General features: G+C 73.6%; 6 protein-coding genes. All 6 read right to left on the bottom strand.

Annotated elements, in window-relative coordinates; translation table 11 throughout:
- Positions 1–26: 26 nt before the first annotated feature.
- The 6 genes from FB471_RS07565 to FB471_RS07540 are packed head-to-tail and all read right to left on the bottom strand — an operon-like array spanning position 27 to position 17,270.
- Positions 27–5,372, bottom strand: coding sequence for a type I polyketide synthase (locus FB471_RS07565; RefSeq protein WP_141996620.1), 5,346 nt, complete (start codon positions 5,370–5,372; stop codon positions 27–29).
- Positions 5,369–8,941: a non-ribosomal peptide synthetase gene (locus FB471_RS07560; protein WP_141996619.1), complete on the bottom strand. Its 3,573-nt coding sequence runs from the start codon at positions 8,939–8,941 to the stop codon at positions 5,369–5,371. Before FB471_RS07560 ends, FB471_RS07565 begins: the two co-directional genes overlap by 4 nt.
- Entirely contained in the window at positions 8,938–11,688 is a 2,751-nt protein-coding gene (locus tag FB471_RS07555) for a lantibiotic dehydratase (protein ID WP_141996618.1), read from the bottom strand. The genes FB471_RS07560 and FB471_RS07555 overlap by 4 nt, the downstream gene beginning before the upstream one ends.
- A complete protein-coding gene (locus FB471_RS07550) occupies positions 11,675–14,002 on the bottom strand; it encodes a lantibiotic dehydratase (RefSeq protein ID WP_141996617.1) in 2,328 nt (775 codons plus the stop codon). Before FB471_RS07550 ends, FB471_RS07555 begins: the two co-directional genes overlap by 14 nt.
- Entirely contained in the window at positions 13,999–15,390 is a 1,392-nt protein-coding gene (locus tag FB471_RS07545) for a beta-ketoacyl [acyl carrier protein] synthase domain-containing protein (RefSeq protein ID WP_141996616.1), read from the bottom strand. Before FB471_RS07545 ends, FB471_RS07550 begins: the two co-directional genes overlap by 4 nt.
- Entirely contained in the window at positions 15,387–17,270 is a 1,884-nt protein-coding gene (locus tag FB471_RS07540) for a non-ribosomal peptide synthetase (protein WP_141996615.1), read from the bottom strand. The genes FB471_RS07545 and FB471_RS07540 overlap by 4 nt, the downstream gene beginning before the upstream one ends.
- Positions 17,271–17,290: the final 20 nt, after the last annotated feature.

Raw genomic sequence — 17,290 nt, 5'->3', positions numbered from 1 at the left:
CATGCGTTGGCTGTTCATGGACGGCATCAGTCCGGACGCCTTGCCAGTCGCGGGATCGTGGTCTGCTGTTCCGGTTCGGGTTCCTGGCGCGCGCGGAGTTCGGCGACCGTCGCGGTCATCTCGGCGACCGTGGGGGTGTCGAAAACCGATCGCAGCGGGAGGCGGACGCCGGTGGCTTCGCGGATCTGCGCGATGAGCTGGACGGCCACCAGCGAGTTCCCGCCCAGCTCGAAGAAGTCGTCCTCCGGGCGCACGCTCGGCACGCCGAGTACGGACCGCCAGATCCCGGCGACCACCTCCTCGTCCGCGGTCGCCTCCCCGTGCGTGCCCGGTGGAGCCCCGGTATCCGTGCCGCCACCCGTGGCCCGCTCGGCGTCCTTGCGCACCCGGTCCAGCACCCAGGCCAGCGGCCTCGGGGTGATCACCACGTGCCCGCCGATGTCGGCGTCCAGTACACGCAGGAAAGCCTCGACTCCTTCGGCCGGCGCGATCCACCGCTGGTCGGCGTCGGCGGGCCCGGCGCCGGGCGGTCGCGGGGCACCCTCCACCCTGCGCAGCATGAACTCGGTGACCGCGATCAGCTCGGCCCCGTCCTCGCCGAGCACGGTGAAGCTGTCGGTGCGAACGTCCTGCCCGGCGTCGCGCGGCTCGAGCTTGCGGTACACCCAGACCCTCTCCGGCATCCGGGCGCGGACCAGGACCCGGCCGTATCCCATCGGCAACGCGCCGCCGCCGGTCCCGTCGAAGACGTAGGTCGCCTGGTCCAGCACGGCGGGGGAGAGGCCCCATGCGGCGCCCTCGCGCAGCTCCTCCGGGACCTCCAGCAGGGTGAGCTGTTCCGCCTCCGAGCGCCACACCTCACGGATGCTGTCCCAGTGCGCCCCGTACCGCACCAGCGCACCCGCCGGCTGCCCGCTACCGGCCACCAGGTCCGGCCGCGCCGTACACCGGGCGCGCACGGCGGCCAGGTCGACCGGCTCGCCCGGCGGCGCGCTCACCCAGGACACCGTGGCCCGGCAGTAGGTCGTGCCGCCGCCGCGCAGGGTGGCCGCCGCGCCGCCCGCGTCCCCGGGCCGCAGGGTCACCTCGAACTCGGCCACGTTCCCGTCCGGGACGCCGAAGGGTTCGAGGAACAAGACATCGGACAACTCCAGTACGTCCGTCTCGCCGGACCGGGGCAGGGCCGCGGCCGCCGTGGCGCGGATCGCCTCGAGCTGGGCGGTCCCCGGCAGCACCGGCATCCCGTCGATGCGGTGCTCGTCCACGGCCCAGTGGGTCCGCGCGCTCAGCGTTCCCCTGCCGAAGGCCGTGCCGTCGGCGGCCCGGCCCACCTCGGTGACCAGTGGATGCTCGACGGGCTCACCGCCCGGCCCGGCCGCCCCGGGGGCGAGTAGGTCGGCGAGCATGCCGACCTCGAGCCAGCCGGCCCAGCCGAGGGACCGGACCGGCGCGCGCCAGCCGTGCGTGCTCTGCGCGTAGGCGTCCAGGAACGCGTTCGCGGCGCAGTAGTCGGTCTCGCCGAGCCCGCCCGCCGTGCCGGTCACCGAGGAGAACAGGGCGACGAAGTCCAGCTCCTCGGCGCCGAACACGGCCCGCAGCGCCACGCTGCCCGCCACCTTGGGGGCGAGTACGGCACGCATGTCCGCCAGCCGCCTGGTCTCGATCAACCCGCCGCCCGCGATGCCCGCGGCGTGCACGATGCCGTCCAGCCCGCCGAAGGTCTCCAGCACCTCGGCACGGAGCCGGCGCAGATCGTCCACATCGGATACGTCCACGGCGGCGGGAAGCACCTCGGCACCCGCCTCCTCCATCCGGCGGACGGCCAGGACGGCCCGGCCGGCGCGGCCACGAGCTCCCTCCGCGCGCAGTGTCTTGTCCCAGCGCGACCGCGGTGGCAGGCCGGATCGGGAGGTGAGCACCAGCCGCACCGGCCCCTTCGCCGCCAGGTGCTCGGCGATGGTCAACCCGAGCCCGCCGAGCCCGCCGGTGATCAGGTAGGTCCCGCCCTCGCGTGGCAACCCCGTACCGGGCTCGGGCAGGCCGACCTGATCGAAGCCGACCGTCCACACGCGACCATTACGCAGCGCGAGCAGGGTGTCGTGCTCCGCCCTTCCGAGCGCGGTGACCACCTCGCCCGCGCGGGTGTCCGCCGCGCAGTCGATCTGCCGCAGCCGCAGGCCGGGCACGTCGAGCGGGGCCGAGCGGACCACCCCGGCCACGGTCGCGTGCTCCGGCCTGGTCAGGTCCGCGCCGACGACCTGCTGGGTGCCCGCGGTGACCACGTCGAGCGCACCGGAGAGCCCGGCCTCGGCCAGCGCTTGCACCAGCAGCACCAGGCTGAACATGCCGGTCGTCTGGGCGGCCAAGGTGGCCTCGACGTCCGCCCCGGCCGGTGCCCCGGCCAATGCCCAGGCGTGCACGATCCGCTCCGGCGTCCCGCCCAGCTCCGCCAGCAGCGCGGCGTAGTCGGTGGGTTCGTCCGGTCGGATCGTGTAGCCGGTCCCGGTGCGCGCGAAGCCATCGCCCGCGGCCACTTCGATCACCGTGGCGCCGGAGGTCCGCAGCCGCTCGGCGACGGCGGAACCGACCGGTTCCGCGGTGAACACCACACAGCACGCCGGCGTGGGCCCCGGCCCGGCAGGGGGGAGCTGGCGCCAGCTCGGCACGGCGAACCAGCGGTCCGGCGGCAACCGGGTCTCGCTGGGCTCGCGCCGCGACTCGGCAGGCTCACCGCGCGGGTCGGGGTCGACCCAGTACCGGCCGCGCTGGTACGGGTAGCCGGGCAGGGAGACTCGCCTGCCCCGCGCCGGCGGCTCCACCGGAATCCCCGCGGTCCAGAGCTTTCCGGCCGCGGTGTGCAGGGTTTCGAGCTCGCCCGGCTTGTCGGCGGGACCCGGCAGGCTGGGCACCGCGGGCGGGCCATGGCCACGGGTCTGCATCCGCACCAGCCCGGCCAGCTGCCTGCCGGGGCCGCATTCCAGGAACAGGGTCGGACCCTCGGCGAGCAGTCGCGCCACGCAGTCCCCGAACCGCACGGTCCGGCGCACCTGCGCGGCCCAGTAGCCGGGGTCGACCGCCTGCTCCGCGGTGATCGGTTCACCGGAAACCCCGGAGAAGAACGGGACCCGGGGAGCGTGCCGGGGCACCGCCGCCACCGCGTCGGCGAGCTCCGCGAGCATCGGGTCCATCATCGGCGAGTGGAAGGCATGCGAGGTCCGCAGCCGCTTCACGTTGACCTTCCTGCCGAGCCCACCGGTGAAGAGTTCGACCAGCTCGGCCTCCCCGGAGACCACGCAGGTTCCCGGCCCGTTGACCGTGGCGATCGACAGCCCCTCCGGCAGCAGCGGGGCGACCTCGGCCTCGTCCAGCGACACCGCGACCATCACGCCCGGCGCCATGGCTCCCATCAGCCTGCCCCTTGTCGCCACCAGCCGCAGCGCGTCCGGCAGCTCGAACACCCCGGCCAGGGTGGCGGCGACGTACTCGCCGACCGAGTGGCCGATCATGGTGCCGGGACGCACCCGCCAGGACTGCCACAGCCGGGCCAGTGCGTACTCCACGGTGAACAGCGCGGGCTGGGCCAGCTCGGTGGCGGAAAGCCGCGGTTGTTCGCGCTCGTCCGCGGTGAACAACACCGGCCGGATGTCGTCCCCGAGCTCCGCGGTCAGCACGGCGGCGCACTCGTCGACGGCCTCGGCGAACACCGGCTCTCGCCGGTACAGGGTGGCGCCCATCCCGCCGAACTGCGCCCCCTGCCCGGTGAACAGCCAGGCGAGCACCGGCGTGGCCGCTGGCGCGACGGCGGCGTTGCGGCGCTTGGCGTCCCGCAGCGCGGCGGCGGCCGCCGCGGGGGTCTCGGCGACCACGAACGCGCGGTGGCCGTACTCGGCCCTGCCGACTCGCAGGGTATGCGCGGCATCGGCGAGACGTAGATCGGGATGGCTCTCGATGTGCTCGGCCAGCCGGTCCGCGGCGGCGGACAGCGCGGTCCCGTCCCGTGCCGACAGCCGCAGCAGGTGCGGGCCCGCGGCCTCCGCGGCGGGATCGTGCTCGGGTGCCTCCTCCAGGACGACGTGTGCGTTGGTGCCGCCGATGCCGAAGGAGGACACCGCCGCCCTGCGCGGGTGGCCATTACGTTCCCATTTGGACAGTGTGGCATTGACGTAGAACGGGCTCGCCGAGAAGTCGATTCCGGGGTTCGGCCGCTCGTAGTGCAGGCTCGGTGGGATCAGGCCGTGTTCCAGCGCCAGCGCGGTCTTGATCAGTCCGACCACCCCGGCGCCCTGGCTGAGATGACCGATATTGGATTTCACCGAACCGATACCGCACCATCCGCGTTCCTCGGTGTCGTGACCGTAGACGCTGGTGAGCGCGGCCAGTTCGATCGGGTCACCCATCGGCGTCGCGGTGCCGTGCGCCTCGACGTAGCCGATCGTGCGCGGGTCGATCCCGGCCACCGCGAGCGCGTTCGCGACGGCGGCGGCCTGCCCGTCCACGCTGGGCGCGGTGAACCCGACCTTGCCCGAGCCGTCGTTGTTGATCGAGTTGCCGAGCAGCACGGCCCGCACGTGATCACCGTCGCGCCGCGCGTCGGCGAGCCGTTTCACCAGTACCGCGCCGCCGCCGGAGCCCCACATGGTGCCGGTGGCGGCGGCGTCGAAGGAGCGCACGTGCCCGTCGGCGGAGGTGACCCCGCCCTCCTGATGTACATGCCCGCGGTCCTGCGGGAACTCGATGTTCACCCCACCGGCGAGCGCCATATCGCACTCGCCAGCCCGCACCGACTCGGCGGCGAGGTGCACCGCGACGAGCGAGGTGGAGCAGGCGGTGAACAGCCCGACGCTGGGCCCGCGCAGGTCGAGCTTGTAGGAGACCAGGGTGGTGACGTTGTCCGAGAGGTTGCCGATGCCGATGGCCATCGAAGGGGTGGTGGCCAGCAACTCCCGGTTGCGGTGTACATGTTCCCAGCGGTAGCGCTCGGTGCCACGGCCGGCGTAGAGGCCGATGTCCCCCGGGTAGCGAGTCGGGTCGTGGCCCGCGTCCTCCAGCGCGCCGTGGCACAGCTCGAGGAACACCCGGTGCTGCGGATCGGTGACCTCGGCCTCGCGCGGGGTCATCCCGAACAAGCCCGCGTCGAAGAGGTCGGCGTCCTCCAGCACGAAGGCCGAGGGCACCAGGTTCGGGTCCGCGAGTTCCGCCTCGGTCGCGCCCGCCGCGGCCATCCGCTCGCGGCTCAGCGGGGTCAGCGACTCGACGCCCTCGACCAGGTTGTCCCAGAACCGCGCCACGTCTCCCGCACCGGGGACTCGGCAGGCCATGCCGATGATCGCGACGGGCTCGGCGCCGGGTTCCGGCTGCACTGACTCGTTCACTGGATGCCTCCCTGATCATTGGCCGACGGCCGGTGCCGTACCCGGGTTCGCCGGGCCGCCGTCCGCCGGGCGGCTCGGTCCAGCGCCGCCGAACCGGTCGTGCCGCCGGCGCCGTCCACGTGCGCGGCCAGCGCGCGCACCGTGGGGAACCGGAACATCTCCACCAGGCGAACCGGAACGCGGAGCCGGTCGCGCAGCCGGTCCTGTACCTCGGCCGCGGCCATCGAGGTGCCGCCCACCTCGAAGAAACTCTCCGTCGCGCCGACCGCGGGCAGCCCGAGTACCGCGCACCACACCTCGGCGATCGCCCGCTCGGTCCCGGTCTCCGGGGTGGTGCCGCCGCCGGGTGCCGGTGCGTCCGCGGCCGCGAGCGGTGCCCTCGCCGCCCCGGCCCCCGGGGTGGCCAGTCGCCGCTCGCCGGGCAGTTCGACCGAGCCGAGCGTGGCGTCCGGTGTGGACACCAGGGCACGCAGCACGTCGAGGTAGCCGTCCAGCAGCGCTTCCATCCGGTCGGCGTCGAAAAGATCGGGGTTGTAGACCAGGTCGATGCCGATCCGGCCGTCCCGTTCCTGGCCGTACACGGTCAGGTCGAAGGGGGAACCGGGCACGCCGACCGGCACCGGTTCGGCCCGCAGGCCGGGCAGCCGCAGCGCCGGTGCGGTGAAGTTGAACATGTTGAACATGACCTGCGCGACCGGGTTGCGGTCGGCGGCCCCACCGGCACCCAGCGCGCCGACGATCTCCTCCAGTGAGACCTCCGGGTGGGCGAGCGTGTCGAGCAGCTCGTCGCGCATGGCGATCACCTGGGCGGAGAACGGTGTCTCCTCGGAAACCCGCACCCGGAGCGGAATGATCTCGACGAAGAACCCGACCATGTCCTGGAAGTCGGCGTGCCTGCGGTCCACCGCCGGGGTGCCGACCACGAAGTCCCGCAGCCCGGTGACCCGCCGCAGGACCAGCCCGAGCGCGGCCATCAGCACCGCCGAGGCGGTGGCGCCGAGGTCCCTGCCGAGCCCGCTGATCGCGGCGCTGGTCCGCTCGTCGAGCCGCCGGTGCGCGGCCGCGCCGCGGAAGGTCTGCTCGACCGGGCGCGGCCGGTCGGCCGGAACGTCCAGTGTGGTCGGAACATCCCGCAGGTGCTCGACCCACCAGGCCAGGTCCGCGGTGGCCCTGCGGCGTTGCCGCTCCGCACGCCAGGCAACGTAGTCGGCGAAGCCCGCGGGCAGCGGGTCCAGCAGCGCCGTCCCCTGCTCGCACGCCTGCGCGTAGGCGGCAGCGAGGTCGCGGTAGACCAGGTCCTGGGACCACCCGTCGAACACCGTGTGATGGGCGGTGATCGCGAGCACGTGTTCCCGCGCGCCGAGCAGGTACAGCTGAGCCCTCCACAGTGGACCTCGGGCGAGGTCGAACGGGACACGTGCCGCGGCGGCGAGCCGGTCGGCGAGCGCCGTGTCCAGTGCCCGCTCGGGCAGTCGGCTGAGGTCGGCGACGGCGAGCGGCACCTCACCCGGCGGGTCGACCGCCGCGTACGGCACGCCCCCGGCGTCCGGGATGCGCCAGCGCAGCACTTCCTGGCGGGCCGCGACGGCCCGCAGCGCCGTGCGCAGTGCCGCCAGGTCCAGCGGCCCGTGCAGCCGCTCGGCCATCGCGATGTTGTAGGCGGTGGCGTCCGGCGCGTACCTGTCCAGTAGCCACAACCTGCGCTGCGCGGGGGACAGCCTCGGTGGGGTGCCGTACCAGCCGTCCGTTCCGGTGATCTCCGGCGCGGCCGCCACCCGCTCGGCGATCCCGGCCAGGGTGCGCCCGGCCAGCACGTCCTCCACCGCGACGTCCCCGCGCAGCTCGGTGCGCAGCACCGCGACCAGGCGCATGGCGGTGACCGAGTGGCCCCCGCAGGCGAAGAAGTCGTCGTCCAGGCCGGGCTCGCCGTCCCCGCCCAGCACGGCACGCCAGTGCGTGGCCACCGCCCGCTCGATCGGCGTCCCGGGCGCCCGACCAGGCCGGGAGGCATCCCGCCCGGCAGGCATCCGGTGCAGCCGCGCCAGGTCCACCTTCCCGGAGTCGGTCAGCGGCAGGCCGGGCACGATCCGGATCCGGGGCACCATGGCGGCGGGCAGCCGCAGGGAACAGTGCCGGCGCAGCAGGTCGGCCCCGGGCGTGCTGGTTCCCGGTGCCGGGGTGACGAAGGCGACCAGCTCCGGTCCCCGCGGACCGGGCACCGTGTCCACCACGCAGTGCCCGGTGGCCTCGTGCGCGCGCAGCACGGCCTCGACCTCGCCGATCTCCACCCGCTGCCCGCGGATCTTGACCTGCCGGTCGGCCCTGCCGAGGAACAGCAAGGTGCCGTCCGGCTCCCACCGCACCAGGTCGCCGGTCCGGTACACCCGCTCGCCCGGCGCGCCGCCGACCGGGTCGGGGACGAACCGGCTCGCGGTCAGCCCGGGTTGCCCGAGGTAGCCGCGGGCGAGCCCGGCACCGCCGACCAGCAACTCGCCAGCGCCGCCGATCGGTACCGGGCGCAGCCGCTCGTCCACCACGTACACCCGGTGGTTGGGCAACGGCCGCCCGATCGGCAGCGGCCGGTCCCAGCTCCCCTCGGCGCTGAACGCGGTGACCTGCACGCAGGTCTCCGTGGGGCCGTAGAGGTTGAGGAACCTCCGCGGGCGCTCGCCGGCCGGGCCCGCCCAGCGCCGTACCTGTTCCGGCCCCGGGGCCTCCGAGCCGGTCAGCAGGGTGCGCAGGCTGGGCAGCCGTGCCGGGTCGAGGAGCGGCAAGAGGGCGACCGGGATGCTGCCCCTGGTGGGCACATGCGTTTGCGCGAACCTCTGCAGCCTGGCCACGTCGGCGCGTTCCCGCTCGCCGGCCAGTGCCACGGATCCCCCGCAGGCCAGCGGGACCAACAGGTCGCTGACCGACACGTCGAAGGAGATCGCGGCGAAGGCGAGGGTGACGCTGCCCGCACCGGCCCCGGTGGCCGGGCCGAACGCGGTGGCGAGGGACACCACCGAGCGGTGCGGGACCACCACCCCTTTGGGCCGCCCGGTCGAGCCGGAGGTGTACAGCACGTACGCGGCGTTGTCCGGGGTGGCGGGACACGGGTGTGCCGGAACCGGCGCCCGCGGCGGCTCCGGCACGCGCAGGACGCGGCAGCCCGCTCCGGCCAGCGCGGCCTCGCCCTCCGCATCGGCGAGCACGAGCTCGGCCCCGGCGTCGGTCAGCATGTCCAGCAACCGTTGCCGGGGCTGGCCGGGGTCGAGCGGCAGGTAGGCGCCCCCGGCGAGCAGCACCCCGAGCACGGCCGGGACCAGCTCCGGGCTCCGGCCGTGTGCGATGCCGACCCGCGTTTCCGGCCCGACACCCAGTTCGGCGAGGCGGGCGGCCAGCGCGTTCGCGGTGCGGCCGAGTTCGGCGTAGCTGAGCCCGCTGTCCCACTGCCGGACCGCCACCGCCTCCGGGGTGTGGTCGATCCGGGTGCGGATCAGCTCGGCGACGGTGGTCCCCGGGTACTCCACCTCGGTGCCGAGACCCCAGTGCGCCGGTACCGTCCTCGGCGTGTCCACGGCCGTCATCGCTCGCTCCCGTGCCGGGGTGCCGTTCGCGGGTCCCGCACGTGTAGCCGTAGCTCCGAGTAGTAGCCGCGGCCCTCGGCGTCGGTCACCCATGCCTGCTCGGGGGTGGGCAGCAGCTCGGTGATCGTGACCGGCACCCCCGGCCCGTTCGCCACCCGCGCGGTGCGCAGCATGGTGCACAGCGCGGAGACGGACACCGGGCTGGTGAGGTCCAGGTAGCACGGCTTGACCTCGGTGCCGACCTTGACGAACACCCGTTCCGGCAGGTCCAGCTCGCGGCGTAGCCCGCGGGCCGCGAGGTAGCGCCCGGCGTAGTCGTCCACATCGGACAGCCCGGTGGCTTCGATCGTCGTGCGCCAGGTCTCCCGCGCCACCACCAGCCGATCGATGCTGATCCGGGGCGTGTGCGCGGCCGAACCGACCAGCTTGTAGGCGTCCGCGGCGAAGGTGCCGAGGAACTCACCGAACAGCTCGACCAGCGGCCAGGAGCTCCCGTGCTCGTCGCTCGCCAGCAACTCGCCGTCTTGCTCGGTGACGGTGAGCCCGCTGACCGGGAGCACCCGTGCCGGGTCCCACACCGGAGCCGGGGCATGTCCTACCCGCCGGTCCTGCGGCCCGACCAGCAGGTCGGCCAGCCGGGCGGTGAGCATCGGGAAGTCGGTGGGGTACAGCGGGACGGTGCGGTGCCCGAGATCCCGATGCACGGCATCGACCAGTGCCGCGCGGTCGGGGTGGAAGTCCACGAAGAATCCCGAGGAGCAGGTCAGCCACGCGGCGTGCAGCTCGCCGAGCACGGCGGTGAACTCACCGCGCCGCAACTCGGCAAGGCTCGCCGCGCACAGGTTCAGGTCCGGGCTGTGCAGCCGCCCTCCGGACCAGCCGGGTGTCTCGGCGGGGAAGGCTCGCGCGGCGGGTTCGGCCAGCTCGGCGGAGGTGAGTTCCACCCTGCTGGTGTCGCCGGCGCCGGAGTCGAGGCCGAGCAGGGTGGACCAGCGCCGGACGAACTCGGTCATCACGGCGTCCACCGGCCGCTCGCCGACCCCGTAGACCAGCCCGTTCGCCAGGAACCACAACTCGCCCAGTGGCACGTTGCCGGTGCCGAGTTCCTCGGCGAGTTCCTTGTACAGCACGCGGAACGCGTCGCGGTAGGCCTCGGCGATAGCCACGGTCAGCCACCGGGCCGCCCGCAGCAGCAGGTCCAGCGGCCCGGCCAGCGCCGCCAGCACCGGCTCGCCGATGGTCAGGTCCAGGTCTCGCTCCGTGTCCTCGTAGCACAGCGCGCGGCCCGCGTAGGTCTCGCCCGCCCGCTGCCGCGGTGACACCCCGGTGACCGCGTGGAACTCGGTGTCGAGCTCGGCGACGGCCGCCCGGAGAAGATCGGCCTCGCCCGCCGCCGCGGCCACCCGGTCCCTGGCCGCGGTGATCCGCCGGAACTCGGCGCCGACCCGCGCCCGAACGTCCCCGTCGTCGATCCGCTCGATCCAGGAACGCACGAAGTCCTCCGCGGTGAGGTCGTAGGGCAGGTCGAGCCGCCAGCGCAGCAAGCCTTGCCGCCGCAACCGTTCCGCGAGCAGGTAGACGTCGGTTTCCTTGCGCAGCCCGGAGTCCGGATCTGCGGTGGCGAGCCTGGCGACCTCACACGCCGGGCGGTCGCCGGTACACAGCGCCAGCAGGGTGGCCTCCGCGCGGTCGAGTCGCAGTGGCGGGTCGGCCGGGCGCAGCAGGCTCCCGTCCCGTAGCGCGTGGTGTGGCTGCATGGTGAGCGGGAACCAGGCGCGGACCTCGGGATCGGTCTCGTAGGAGTCGGCGAAGGCGGTCAACGCCCACCATTCCAGGCGAACCACGCGCCCGCGGATCAGCCCGGGGCCCGGTTCGGCGTGCACCGCATCCGGAACCTCCGCCACGCCGATCCAGCAGACCGGTCCGAAGAACCCGATGCTGTCGTTCTTGCCGCAGTACCGGGACCAGTAGCGGGCGACGATCTTCTCCCGCTCCCGCCGCTTGCTGGTACTCCGACCGTCCACATCGGCGCTGGCGAGCTTGTCGAGCGCGGTCACGGCGCCGGGGTTCTGCCAGCTCACCGCCTCCCGAAACAGCGGGTCGGCCGCCACCCCGGCGAGGCGGGCGCCGACGGCGCGGGCCGCCGTGCCGAAGGCGTCGAGGAAGGCGTCCCGATCGGTGTGCCCGTCCAGGTGCGCGTCCGCGACCCGCGCGCACTCCGGCGCGCCCAGCAGGTCCAGCCCGGCGGCGGGGAACCCCGCGGTGCGCAGCATTCCGGCGGACCAGACCTGCCACCGGGTTCCCGGCAGCGGCACCAGCGGCACCCCGGGCGCGAGTGCCTTGTCGAGATCGGCCACGAGAGCCGCGACGACGTCGCCCGCGCCCGCGAGGTCGACCAGGGGGACCGGCAGCGGATCGGGTGGCTCCGGCTGGCGGGCACCACCGAGGTAACAGCGCAGCGGTAGCGGGGCGCCCCGGCCGTGCAGCCGCCTGACCACTTCGAGGGCGAGCGGGCCTCCGTCGCCGTGCCCGTAGCAGGCGTACGGCCGGTCCGCCTCGGCCAGCACGGCCTCGGCGATCGCGTGCTCCCCTTCCGGAACGGCCAGCACTCGGACATCCACAGTGGACGGAATGAGCCGCCGCCAGCCGTGGAACTCCTCCGGTCCGGACCCCGCGGGCGGGAAGCAGAACAGGATCGCGCTCGTCGAAGCGCCGCGCGTACCGGTGAACAGTTCAGGCACCGTCACCCTCCCTCCCCGCGGGATCGGACACGTGCAGGCGCAGCTCCGAGCAGTACCGCCTGCCCTCGGCGTCGGTGAGCCACGCCTGGTCCGGGGTGGGCAGCATCTCGGTGACGGCGACCTCGGTGTCCGGCCCGCCGGTGCGCCGCGCCGAGCGGAGCAGGGTGCACAGGATGCGGGTGAACACCGGGCTGGTCAGGTCGGCGAAACAGGGCTTGATCTCCGTACCGACCCGGACGAAGACCCGTTGCGGCAGGCCGAGTTCCCGGGCCCAGCGGCGTACCGCGAGGTAACGGTCCCGTTCCCCGCTGATCTCGGTGAGGCCGGTCTCGGCCACGGTGCAGCGCCAGGTTCGGCGTACCAGCACCAGGCCGTCCACGGTGACCCGCGGGGTGTGCCCGTCCGAACCGGCCAGCTTCCAGGTGTCGAAGGCGTGCGTGCCCACGAAGCTGGCGAACATCTCCAGCAGCGGCCAACCGCGGCCGTCCGGGGTACGGGCGAGCAGCGTGCCGTCCTCATCCGGGACCACGGTCAGCGCGGTGATCGGCAGCAACCGGTCCGGGTCGGCTCCGGGAGCCGGGGTGAAGCCGAGCTGCACGTCCTCCGGCCCGTACATCCAGTCGGCGTTGCGGGCGCACTGTTTCGGCCAGTCCGGCGGCAGCAGCGGGTGTGCCCTGCCGGTGGGGAGCTCCGCGCGCATCGCCGCGAGCAACCGGTCGGTGTCGGGATGCCCGATCCGGAAGAAGTCGGTGTCCAGCGCGGGCATCCCGATGTGCAACTCGCCGAGTACCACGCCGAACTCACCCCTGGCGAGCGCCTCGGCGCTGGGCGCGCACAGGTGCACGTCCGGGGCGTGCAGCCGGGAGGTCGCCCAGCCGGGCTCGGCGGTCCCGAACTCGGCGGCGACCGCCTCGGCCAGCGCGTCGGTGCTGAGGTCGAGCCGATCGGTTCCCGGCTCGAGGTTGTCCAGCCCAAGCACCGTGGTCCACCGCCTGCCGAACTCCTCGATCACGGCATCGGCCGGTCGCCGCGCGCCGAAAAGGGAGCCGAGCCCGAGGAACCACAGCTGGCCGAACGGTACCTCGGTGCTGCCCGACTCGGCGGCCAGCTCGGCGTGCAACGCGGTCAGCTCGGCGCGGTAGGTGCGGGCCAGCGTGCTGGTCAGCCAGCGCGTGGAACGCAGCAGCGGATCGAGCGGCGCGAGCGCGGCGAGCACCGTGCCGCCGAAGGAGAACTCCGCGTCCCGCGCGGTCTCGAGGTGACACAGGGTGCGCCCGGCGTAGGTCCTGCCCGCGCGGTGCTGCGCGGTCCGTCCGGTGATCTCGGTGAACTCCGACTCCAGCGCGGCCATCGCCGCCGCGACCGCCTCTGGGCCCTCGGCGGCGGCCAGTGTGTCCCGCGCCGCGCGGATCCGGTCCAGCGTCGCGGTGGCGCGTTTCCTGGCCTGCTCGTCGCCGATGGCGGTGACCTGGCGGTGCAGTTCCTCCTCCGCGGAGAGGTTCATCGGCAGGACGAACTCCCAGCGCACCGTTTCCTGCCGGACGAACAGCTCCAGCATGGCGTCCACATCGGACTCGTTGCGGACGGCGGAGTCCGGGTCGGCCACGCACGCCATGGCGACCTCGCGCGCGGTGCTGCGGCCGTCGCAGCGGGACAGCACGGCCGCCTGCGCCGCGGACAGTTCCACCGGCTGGCGGCCGGGGGCCAGCAGCCTGCGGCCGTCGATCGTGAGCTGGGGTTGCAGCGCCACCGGAAGCCAGGGCCGGACCGCCTCGTCCTCGGCGATGTTTTCGGCCACCGCGACCAGCGCCCACCACTCGAAGAACACCGCGCGCACCCTGGTCAGCTCGGGGCCGTGGCCGCCGGTCAGCGGCGGCGCCGCGGCGTCCACCTCCACCCAGCACATCGGACCGAAGAAGCCGATGGTGTCGTTCTTCCCGCTGTAGCGCTGGGCGTACTTGGCGACAACCTCCTCACGCCTGCGGCGACGTTCGTTGCGTGGCGCGTCCGGGCCGTCCCGCAGCACTCCGGTGGGGCCGTTCAGTGCGCCCGGGTTCTGCCAGGTGATGGCCTCGCGGAAGCGTGGATCGGCGGAGGCCGCGTGCACGGCCCGGCCGAGCGCGGCGGTGGCGGTGTCGAAGGCCGCGGTGAAGGTCCCGGCCTCGGCCAACCCGTCAAGGTGCGCATCGGCCACCTCGGCGCATTCCGGGGCGGCGAAGGATTCCAGCACGTCAACGGGGAAACCGGCCGACCGCAGCAGACCGTCCCGCCACACCCGCCATCCGGTTCCGGGTAACTCGGTCAGGTGTTCGGAGTTCATTCCGCCTCCCGCTCCCCACGCGGGGCCATGGGTTCGATCCAGTGCCGCTCGCGCCGAAACCGCGGGAGCGGCCGACGCGGGCGCGGGCCGTGTTCCTGCGCCGGGTGCTGCACGAGGACATGGGCGTTGGTGCCGCCGAGTCCGAAGGAGCTGACCCCGGCCATGCGCACCGGGTGGCTCTCCGGCCAGGTGACGGCGTCCAGGTTGATGTAGAACGGGCCTCCGTCGAGGTCGATCTCCGGGTTGGGGCTCGCGAAGTGCCGCAGCGGCGGGATGCGCCCGTCCCGTACCGCGCAGACCGCCTTGATCAGGCCGACCACCCCGGCCGCGGCGTCCAGGTTCCCGATGGTCGTCTTCACCGAGCCCAGCGCGCAGAACCGGGTCGACTCGGTACGGAAGGCCTGGCGCAGCGCGCCGACCTCGATGGCATCGCCGACGGCGGTCGCGCTGCCGTGTGCCTCGACGAGCCCGATACTGCCGGGATCGGCCTGCGCGCAGGCCAGCGCCTCGGCGATCACCCCGGCCTGCCCGTCCATTCCGGGTGCGGTGAACCCGGCCCGGGCCGCACCGTCGTTGTTCACCGCCCAGCCCGGCAGCACGGCGTCCACGTGATCGCCCTCGGCGAGGGCGTCGGGCAGCCGCTTGAGCACCACCGCTCCCGCCCCGTTGCCGAACACCATGCCGGAGGCCTTGGCATCGAAGGCGCGGCAGAGGCCGTCGGGGGAGAGCGAGCCGCCCTGCCGGTACCGGTAGCCGTTCTGCCGGGTGGAGATGACCGCGGCCCCACCGGCGATCGCCAGGTCGCAGCGGTAGTCCAGCAGGCCCTGCGCGGCCTGGCAGATCGCGACGAGGGAGGAGGAGCAGGCCGTCTGCACGGCCACCGCCGGCCCGGTGAGGCCGAGCTTGTAGGCCACCCGCGCCGGCAGGAAGTCGGGCGGGTTCCCGGGAATCGCGTCCTCCCATTCCGCGGGCGGCAGGCTGGGCAGCAGATGGAACAGGAAGTACCGGCTGGCCGCGGCACCCGCGTACACGCCGACGGTTTCCGGCCGCGTCGCGGGGTCGTGCCCGGCATCGGCCAGCGCGGTGCTGGCCGCCTCCAGGAACAGCCGTTGCTGCGGGTCGATGCGGGCAGCTTCCTCGGCGGTGTAGCCGAAGTACCCGGCGTCGAACTCGGCCAGCCCGTCCAGGTGGCCGTAGGCGGCGACGTAATGCGGGTCGGTGATGGTCTCCTCGTCCAGCCCGGAGGCACGCAGCTCGTCGGCGGTGTACCGGCGCACCGCGTCCACCCCGTCGAGTTGGTTGCGCCAGAAGGTCTCCGCGTCCGCGGCCCCCGGCACCCGGCAGGCCATGCCGATCACGGCAACCGTGTCCTCCGCCGGGGCCGTCATCGCCGCCCCCGTTTCGTGCGCGCCTGCCTGCGCCGCGCGGCCCGCTCGGTGGCGACCTGCCCGGCGTCCGGCGTGGTGGCCGTCCCGGCGAGGTGTGCCGCGAGCGCACCGACCGTCGGGTGCGCGAACAGCGTGGCCATCGGCGGTTTCGTACCGAGTGAGCTCGCCAGGCGGAGCTGGACCAGTGCCATCAGCAGGGAATGGCCACCGATGTCGAAGAAGTGCTCATCCCGGCCCACCGAGTCCAGGCCCAGCGTCTCGCACCAGGTCCGCGCGATCACGCTCTCCAGTTCGGTCAGGCCTTCCGGTTCGGTGACCGGGCCGGGCGACGGCGGGTCGGGCAGTGCGCGCTCGTCCAGCTTCCCGGTGACGGTGAGCGGAAGCTCGGTCAACGGGATGATCGCGCGTGGCAACATGTAGTCGGGTAGCTGCCCGGCCAGCGCGTCCCTTGCCGCCGCGGGGTCGAGTTCGCCGTCCCCGCTCGGCACGGCGTAGCCGATCAGTTCCGTGTCGCCGCCCGCGGTGCCGGTCCGGGCGAGGACCGCGGCCTGCGCCACCCCCGGCAGGTCGGCCAGCCGCGTCTCCACCTCGCCGAGCTCCACCCGATGGCCGCGGACCTTCACCTGCCGGTCGGCTCGACCGAGGAAGGCGAGCGTGCCGTCCGGGAGCCGGCGGGCGAGGTCACCGGTGCGGTAGGTGCGTTCCCCTTCCCAGGTGCCGAAGCGTGCGCCCGCGCCACCCGCCTCGCCGTGGTAACCGAGGGCGATATGCGGGCTGCGCACGAGGATCTCGCCCTCCGTGCCCGGCCTGCCCTCGCCGTCCAGCAGGAGTACCTCGATGCCGTCCAGCGGGCGTCCGACAGGGACGATGCCATCCGGGACCGGTGCCGAGGGCGGCAGGTGGTGCTGCGCGATGAAGCTGACCTCCGTCGTGCCGTACCCGTTGACGAACACACATTCCGGCCCGAGGTGCTCCCGGCACAGCCGGACGTCCCGCGCCGTCACCTCCTCGCCGCCGAGCAGCACCACCCGGATATCGGTGAGTTCCTCCTCCCGGCCCGGACCGGCCAGCAGGTACCGGTAGACGGTGGGGGTGGAGTGGTAGATCGTCACCCCGCGCTCGGCGAGCAGGGTGGCGAGCCTGGCCAGCCCGCTGCTGCGGACATCGATGGGTACCGCGGCGGCGCCGGACAGCAGTGCGGAGAACGTGTCGGTGACCGCCATGTCGAAACCGAACGAGGTCAGCACGCTGGTGCGGTCCGCGGGGGTGATCGTGAACCGGCGGATGTGGTTGCGGGCGCCGAAGACCACGTTGCGCTGGCTCTGCCACACCCCTTTGGGCTTTCCGGTCGATCCCGAGGTGTACAGCAGGTAGGCGGGATCGTCCGGTGCCGCTGGCGACACCAGCCGATCTCTATCCACTGTGGATTCGATGTTCAACGCGGGGTCGATGTCGACGACCACGGGCCGGCTCGGTGCCTCGCCTGCCACCTCTTCGGCGAAGGAACGGTTGTCCTCGTCGGTGAGCAGCAGGCCGGCCCCGGAGTCGGCGAGTTGGTAGGCGAGGCGGCCGCGCGGGAACGTGGGATCCAGCGGTACGTAGGGGTGGCCGGCCAGCAGGCTGCCGAGTATCCCACCGATGGTGGTGGCGCCGTGCCGGCACAGCAGTGCCACCGGACCTTCCGGTCGTTGCCGTCGAACGCGTTCGGCGACGGCGGTCGCGCCCGCGGCCAGCCGCCCGTAGCTGAGCTCGCCGTCGTCCGCGATCACCGCCGGGGCATCGGGCGACGCGGCGCTGATCGCGGCGAAAGCGGCGATGATCGTGTCGGGTTCCTGGTTCTCGACTGTGGTACCGGTGGCGTCCGGGTGGATCGCGGTCATGGCCGATCAGCTCCGTGTTC

The sequence above is a fragment of the Amycolatopsis cihanbeyliensis genome (assembly GCF_006715045.1).
Lineage (GTDB): Bacteria > Actinomycetota > Actinomycetes > Mycobacteriales > Pseudonocardiaceae > Amycolatopsis > Amycolatopsis cihanbeyliensis.
Note: the sequence above shows the minus strand (reverse complement) of the source record. Positions and strands in the feature narration are given on the sequence as shown.

Excerpts from the sequence above, each read along its gene's own strand:
- FB471_RS07545 (WP_141996616.1), bottom strand. The coding sequence starts at position 15,390 with ATGACGGCCCCGGCGGAGGACACGGTTGCCGTGATCGGCATGGCCTGC.
- FB471_RS07540 (WP_141996615.1), bottom strand. The coding sequence starts at position 17,270 with ATGACCGCGATCCACCCGGACGCCACCGGTACCACAGTCGAGAACCAG.
- FB471_RS07560 (WP_141996619.1), bottom strand. The coding sequence starts at position 8,941 with ATGACGGCCGTGGACACGCCGAGGACGGTACCGGCGCACTGGGGTCTC.
- FB471_RS07550 (WP_141996617.1), bottom strand. The coding sequence starts at position 14,002 with ATGAACTCCGAACACCTGACCGAGTTACCCGGAACCGGATGGCGGGTG.